We start from the raw sequence: 7,096 nt of genomic DNA, 5'->3' as shown, positions 1-7,096 counted from the left end.
CCTCCCGGGCCGCGCCGCACCAGCTCCCCCACCGCGCGCCGCGCCCCCGGGTCGAAGCCGCCGAAGGTCCGCCGCAGCAGCGGCAGCACGTCGTCGAAGGCGGCCGCCGGCACCCCGGACAGCCAGCCGTCGACCAGCGCGAGCAGCCGCTCGTCGTGGACCAGCAGCATCCCGCCCCCGGCGAGGAAGCCCTCGACCCAGGCGGCCGCCTCCTGCGGCGCCGTGCCGTGCGACAGGGCGAGCCCCATCAGCCGGGCCACCTCCCCGGGCTCCAGGCGCGCGTCGTCGAGGAGCAGCCGTGCGGCGCTGCCCCGCAGCAGCCCCGGTACGCCGCGGTCGCGCACGGCCAGCCGCCGCAGCACACCGGCCCAGCGGTCGCGCAGCGCGTCGTCGCCGAGCAGGACCAGGGCCCGCTGCACCTCCGTGACATGAGCGCGCATCTCGGCGGCGCCGTCCGCGTCGAGCCCCGCGCACGCGGGCGGGAGCCCGACGCAGACGCGCTCCGCGAGCCCCTCGGCGACCTCGCGCAGCGCCCCCGCGTCCGTGCCCCGCACGTCGCCGTAGCGGAGGGAGCGCACCAGCGCGGGCAGTGCCTGGGCGAGGTGCGCGACGTCCACGTCGAGCGCCGCACGGTCGGCGAGCACCCGCATCACCGTCGGCAGGGCGTCGGCCAGCCCAGCGAGCAGGCAGCGTTCGGCGAGGCCCGTCACCTCGGCGAGCGCCCCCGCGTTCACCGCCGCTTCCTCGGCCCGGGCGGTGGCCGCGGACTCCACCGTGGTGCCCCACACCCCGGCCTCCGCGACCGCCACCGCGAGCTCCGGCTCCCAGCGCAGCCGCCAGCTCTCGCGGAAGGTGCCGGTGGCGGCCGTGCGGGACCGGCTCGGCTCGCCCCAGCCGACGCCGAGCATCCGCAGCCGGTGCAGCAGGCGGCTGCGTCCGGCGTCGGTGTCCTTGCGCAGGTCCAGGTCCACCTCCCTCTCCAGGGCCTCCGGCTTGATCCGCAGCCTGCGCTGCTCACGCGCCAGGTCGCGGGCGAGGGGCACCGCCGGCGCACCCTCGGGGACCTCGCCCAGCACGTCCCCCACCACCAGCCGGTCCCGGATCAGCGCCAGCGGCACGTCAGATCCGTCGCACATCACCGCCCGTACCGCGTCCGTGGTCTCGCCGAGCCCGGGCAGCGGACGGCCGCGCAGGGCCGCGAGGGTGCCGGCGAGCCGTACCGCCTCGATGACGTGCGCGGAGGAGACCGGGAGGTCCTCCTCGCGGAGCAGGCCGGCGACCTTGGTCATCCACCGGGCGACGGGCCGGTCGGTCGAGGTGAACAGATGGCGGTACCAGCCGGGGGAGTCGACGCCCGCCCCGTAGCCACTGGTCCGGGAGAGCCTGCGGTGCGTCCAGGGCACCCAGGTGACCTCCACCTTCGCCTTGGGCAGGCCCTTGAGCAGGGCCCGGTCGGCGGTGACCCGGCCGTCCCCGGCGAGCGCGGGCACGTGCCAGGCCCCGCACACCACGGCCACGCTCGCGTGCGCGCGGCGCGCCTCCCGTATCCGCAGCCGCATGTGGGCCTCGCGCACCGCGTCCTGCGGGTGCCCGCCGTCACCGTAGGTCTCGCGCAGCGCGCCCATGGCCTCGGCGAGCGCCCCGAACGCGGCCAGCGGGTCGCCGCCCCCCTCGCCGTCCCGGCCGCGGTGCTCGACGGCGTCCTCCCACCACCGCTCCGGGTCGTCGTGGCCGGCCGTGCGCGCCAGCACCGCGAGCGGGTCGATGCGCGCGTGCGCCGCCTCCGCCTCTCCTTCTCCCCCCTCTTCCTCTCCCCTTCCCTCTCCCTCTCCCTCTCCTCGCTCGTCGCGGAGCAGGAGCGAGTGCGCGGCGGGCAGGTCGATGAAGCGCACCGGCACCTCGCGTCCGGCCGCCCAGCGGATCGCCTCCCACTCGGGGGAGAACTCGGCGAAGGGCCAGAAGCCGGCCCGGGACGGCTCGTCGACGACGTGGGCGAGCAGCGCGACCGGCGGCCGCATCCCGGGATCGGCGGCGAGCGCCAGCACCGCGTCCGCCTCCGGCGGGCCCTCGACGAGCACGATCCCCGGCTGCAGCCGGTCGAGCGCGGCCCGCACGCCGCGCGCCGACCCGGGGCCGTGGTGCCGCACCCCCAGCAGCGCCACCCCCTCCGCGGCGGTCACGGCGGTCACGGGGTCACCTCTCGGCAGGCGCGGTAGAAGTCCTTCCAGCCCTCCCGCTCGCGGACGACGGTCTCCAGGTACTCCTGCCAGACCACGCGGTCGGCGGCCGGGTCGCGGACCACCGCGCCGAGCAGCCCGGCGGCGACGTCCCCGGCGCGCAGCACGCCGTCGCCGAAGTGTGCGGCCAGGGCGAGCCCGTTGGTCACCACGGAGATCGCCTCGGCCGTGGAGAGCGTGCCGGAGGGGGACTTCACCTTCGTGCGCCCGTCGGCGGTGACTCCGCCGCGCAGTTCACGGAAGACGGTGACCACCCGCCGGATCTCGTCCGCGCCCTCCGGGGCGGCCGGCAGTTCCAGCGAGCGCCCGAGCTGGCCGACGCGGCGGCTGACGATGTCGACCTCCTCCTCCACGGTCGCGGGCAGCGGCAGCACGACCGTGTTGAAGCGCCGGCGCAGTGCGCTGGACAGCTCGTTGACGCCGCGGTCCCGGTCGTTGGCGGTCGCGATCAGGTTGAACCCGCGCACCGCCTGGGTCTCGGTGCCCAGCTCCGGTATCGGAAGCGTCTTCTCCGAGAGGATGGTGATGAGGGTGTCCTGGACGTCCGCGGGGACGCGGGTCAGCTCCTCCACGCGGGCGATGCGCCCCTCGGCCATCGCCCGCATGACCGGGCTCGGGACCAGGGCCTCCGGGCTCGGCCCGTCGGTGAGCAGCCGGGCGTAGTTCCACCCGTAGCGGATGGCCTCCTCGGGCGTGCCCGCGGTGCCCTGCACGAGCAGCGTGGAGTCACCGCTGACGGCGGCGGCGAGGTGTTCGGAGACCCAGGTCTTCGCGGTGCCCGGGACACCGAGCAGCAGCAGCGCCCGGTCGGTCGCGAGCGTGCTGACCGCGACCTCCACGATCCGCCGTGGACCCACGTACTTGGGGCTGACGGCCGTGCCGTCGGGCAGCTCGCCGCCGAGCAGGTACGTGGCGACCGCCCACGGCGACAGGTTCCACCGGGCCGGGCGCGGCCGGTCGTCGGCCGCCGCGAGAGCCTTGAGCTCATGGGCGAACGCGTCTTCGGCGTGCGGCCGGAGTGCGGTGTCCACGGACATGGTTCTCCCCTGTTCTCACGCGGAGCGGATGGCGCGGACGCCCCGTCAGCCCCCCGCGGGGCGTCCGCGTTCCCACCATCGCGCACCCCACTGACAATCCCGTCCCGCCGTCAGGAACCCGCAGCTCAGGGCGGTTTGTCAGTGCCTGCCCGTAGCGTCGTGGCCATGGACGGGATGGACGGACAGCGGACGGAGCGGTGGACCGCCGACCAGGTCCTGGCACTCGCGCCCGACGCGTCGTCGCGCAAGGCCGGGACGGCGCTGGCGACGGCCGCCCGCTGGTCCGGGACGGGGTCCTCGGGCACGGCGGTGTGGGGGCTGTGCGCGGGCAGCGGCGGCACGCCGTACCAGACGGTGGTCGACACCGCGGGGCCCGCCTTCAGCTGCGGCTGCCCCAGCCGCAAGTTCCCGTGCAAGCACGCGCTCGCGCTGCTCCTGCTGTGGGCGGGGGGCGAGGTCGGGCCGGCCGCACACGGGGGCGGCCGGCCCGACTGGGTCACCGAGTGGCTGGACGCACGCCGCGCGCGCGAGGAGCGGACGCCCCCGGGCGGGCGCGGCACGTCCGGTGGCGGTGACCCGGAGGCGGCGCGCAGGCGGGCCGAGCGCCGGGCGGGGCGGGTGGCCGCCGGCGCAACGGAGCTGGAGCGACGGCTGGCGGATCTGCTGCGGGACGGCCTGGCGGGAGCGGACCGCGAGGGGTACCGGCGGTGGGACGAGACGGCCGCCCGCATGGTCGACGCCCAGGCTCCCGGGCTCGCCTCGCGGGTGCGCGAGCTGGGCGCGCTGGCGGGGTCGGGGGGCGACTGGCCGTCGCGACTGCTGGAGGGGACGGCGCTGCTGCATCTGCTGGCCCGAGGCTGTCTGCGGCAGGACGCGCTGCCCGCGCCGCTGGCGGCCACCGTCCGGTCCCGGGTCGGCTTCACGGTGGACTCGGCGGAGCTCCTCGCGGGGCCGACGGTGCGGGACCGCTGGCTGGTCCTGGCGCGGCACGACACCGCCGACGACCGTCTCACCACCCGCAGGACCTGGCTGCACGGGGAGGCCACCGGCCGTACCGCGCTGCTGCTGTCCTTCGGGGCCGCGGGCCGGGCGCCGGAGCCCGCACTGCCGGTCGGCCTCGGCCTCGACGCGGAGCTGGCCTTCCACCCGGGGGCCCGTCCGCTGCGGGCGGTGCTCGGGCCGCGGCACGACACGCCACTGCCCGGCCATGTGCCGCCGGGCGTGCCGGTCGCCGCGGCACTCGGCGCGTACGGGGAGGCCCTGGCCGACGACCCGTGGCTGGACGCCTGGCCGGTCGTGCTCGCCGGCGTCGTGCCGATACCGGGCGGGACGGGCTGGCAGGTGGCGGACGCGGACGGCAGCGACGCCGTCCCGGTCGCGGCGGGCGGCGCCGGTGCCGGAGCGGGGCTGTGGCGCCTGGCGGCGGTCTCCGGCGGCCACCCGGTGACGGTGTTCGGCGAGCTCGGCCACCAGGGCTTCCGGCCGTTCACGGCCTGGGCCGGCGCGGGCGCGGAGCCGGTGCCGCTGACGGTGTGATCCCGGCCGGGCTCCCGCGGGCGGCCGCACGGAGACGACGACGAAGGAGGACCGATGACGACGACCTGGGCCGACCTGGTCGGCACCGCGCTCCTCGGCACCGACCGCAGGGGCGGCGCACCCGAGGAGCTGCTGGACTCCGCCGCGCTCGCCGTCGTACGGCGCCGCGCCGGAGCACGGCCTGCAACGGCGGGGGCACGGCCGGCCACGACGCCCCACGACCCGCGGCCGCCGCTGCCCGAGGCGGCGCGACGGCGCCTGTCCCTGCTGCTGGCGGACCGCTCGGCCGGGGGCGGCGGGGGCAGCCGGCGTGGCGCCGCCCCCAACCTCGCCGAGCTGCTGCCCCAGTGGCTCGCCGTGGCCAACGCCCGCGGCTGGGCGGCCCCGCCGGAGCTGCTGCCCGCGCTGCTGGACGCCGCCCGCGCACGCACCGACCTGCGGCCGGACGCCCTGGCGCTGGCGGGACCGCGCGGGCTGTGGCTGGCGGAGCTGAACGCCGACTGGCGGTTCGCGCTGCGCGCCGGGGCGCCGGGCGTCGTGCCGGACACCGGTGACCCGGGCGCCGTGCGGACGCTGTGGGAGGAGGGGCTGTTCGCCGAACGGGTGGCCTTGCTGTCCCGGCTGCGGGCCCGCGATCCGCGGCAGGCGCTGGAGCTGCTGCGCTCGGGATGGGCCGCGGAGCGCGCCGAGGACCGGCTGATGTTCCTGGACTCGCTCCGCGAGGGCCTGTCGCCGCAGGACGAGCCGTTCCTGGAGCAGGCCCTCACCGACCGCAGCCGCAACGTGCGGGCCACCGCCGCGGAACTGCTGTCGGCCCTCCCCGGCTCCGCCCTCGCCGCCCGGATGGCCGCACGGGCCAGGACGTGCGTCGCGTGGGACCCGGGAGGCGGCCGGATCGGGGTGGAGGCGCCGTACGAGTGCGACGCGGCCTTGGAGCGCGACGGCGTGGTGGCGATACCGCCCGCCGGGCGCGGAGAGCGGGCGTGGTGGTTCGGCCAGGTGGTGGACGCGGCGCCGCTCGTCACGTGGCGAGAGCGGTTCGCCGGCCGGACGCCGGAGGAGATCATCGCGCTGCCGGTCGCGGACGACTGGCAGGCGGATCTGCACGCGGCGTGGTGCCGGGCCGCGGTGCGCCAGGGGGACACGGCCTGGGCACGCGCCCTGCTGGGGCCCACCCCGGCGCCCGCGACGGCGGTCAGCCCCGTCGGGGACCCGGCGAAGCTGCTGTCGATCCTCCCGGCCCCGGAACGGGCGGAGTGGGTGGCCCGCTTCATCGCGGCGCACGGCCTGTCGGAGGCGTTCCAGATGCTCGCGGTCTGCGCCGTGCCCTGGGCCGAGCCGCTGGGGGCGGCGGTGGTGGACGCGCTGGACATCGCGCGGGACGCGGGCAGCTACCCGTGGAGCTTCAGCGGGGTGATGGGCCTGGCCGAACGGTGCATGGACCCCGCGGAGGCCGACCGGGCAGCCCCGCTGGCCGCGATGCCGGCCGAGTCGGCCGACACCTCACCGGGCGCCGGGGCGTACTGGGCGGAGGCCTTCCAGCGACTGGTCGGCACCTTGCGCCTGCGGGCCGCGATGCTGGCGGAGCTCGCCTGAGCCGGCGACCGGGAGCGGGCTACCGGGAGCGGGCGGCGGTCCGAGCGAAGGGCCCGCACCGCCGCCCGTGACGATCAGGCTTCGGCCGGATGGCGGATGTTGTCGTTCACCCAGGTGACGACGTCGCCGGTCGACGTGCCCGGGGTGAAGATCGCGGCCACGCCCAGTTCCCGCAGCGGGGCGATGTCGTCCTCGGGGATGATCCCGCCGCCGAACACCTTGATGTCCTCCGCGTCACGCTCCCGGAGCAGCTCGATCACCTTGGCGAACAGCGTCATGTGGGCTCCGGAGAGGATGGACAGCCCGACGGCGTCGGCGTCCTCCTGGATCGCGGTGTCCACGATCTGCTCGGGCGTCTGGTGGAGACCGGTGTAGATGACCTCCATGCCGGCGTCCCGCAGCGCTCGCGCGATGACCTTGGCCCCGCGGTCGTGGCCGTCCAGGCCCGGCTTGGCGACCACCACACGGATCGGTCCGGACACTCCCATCGCTGCCTCCATACACGATTGCTGCGCTCAGCGGGCACATGTGTGAACGAACGTTATCGCCAGCATCCCCCGTGCGGACAGTTTCACGAAGGGCCCCGAGGGGGAAATCACACATGGGACACGTTCACGTTAGAAACGCGTTCGGCCCGTGGCCGTCCTTCGTTCAGCAGGCGACACGGGCCGTCGCGTTCTCGGCGCACGG

5 protein-coding genes are annotated in these 7,096 nt (G+C 76.8%); 2 read left to right on the top strand and 3 right to left on the bottom strand.

Annotated elements, in window-relative coordinates:
• Together PV341_RS23835 and PV341_RS23830 are read right to left on the bottom strand one after the other, a co-directional pair.
• Positions 1-2,180 (bottom strand): DUF5682 family protein (locus PV341_RS23835; protein WP_500358929.1); only part of this gene is annotated, 2,180 nt, incomplete at its 3' end.
• Positions 2,181-2,185: 5 nt separating this feature from the next.
• Positions 2,186-3,274 (bottom strand): ATP-binding protein, encoded by a 1,089-nt coding sequence (locus tag PV341_RS23830; protein WP_500332126.1) that lies wholly within the window; start codon positions 3,272-3,274, stop codon positions 2,186-2,188.
• Positions 3,275-3,439: 165 nt separating this feature from the next.
• Here PV341_RS23830 and PV341_RS23825 point away from each other — a divergent pair, with 165 nt between their 5' ends.
• Both PV341_RS23825 and PV341_RS23820 read left to right on the top strand, forming a co-directional pair.
• Complete coding sequence (locus PV341_RS23825; protein ID WP_500358928.1) at positions 3,440-4,810, top strand: SWIM zinc finger family protein; 1,371 nt, start codon at positions 3,440-3,442, stop codon at positions 4,808-4,810.
• Positions 4,811-4,864: 54 nt separating this feature from the next.
• Entirely contained in the window at positions 4,865-6,406 is a 1,542-nt protein-coding gene (locus tag PV341_RS23820; protein ID WP_500358926.1) for a DUF5691 domain-containing protein, read from the top strand.
• A 74-nt stretch (positions 6,407-6,480) separates the two neighbouring features.
• Here the strand turns inward: PV341_RS23820 and icmB are convergent, their stop codons facing one another.
• A complete protein-coding gene (gene icmB, locus PV341_RS23815; protein WP_500328053.1) occupies positions 6,481-6,894 on the bottom strand; it encodes a coenzyme B12-dependent isobutyryl CoA mutase small subunit in 414 nt (137 codons plus the stop codon).
• Positions 6,895-7,096 lie beyond the last annotated feature (202 nt).

Origin of the sequence: Streptomyces sp. PA03-1a (genome assembly GCF_033792805.1) — a bacterium.
Lineage (GTDB): Bacteria > Actinomycetota > Actinomycetes > Streptomycetales > Streptomycetaceae > Actinacidiphila.
The sequence above is the reverse complement of the archived record's forward strand: the minus strand, read 5'-3'. Positions and strand labels throughout refer to the sequence as shown.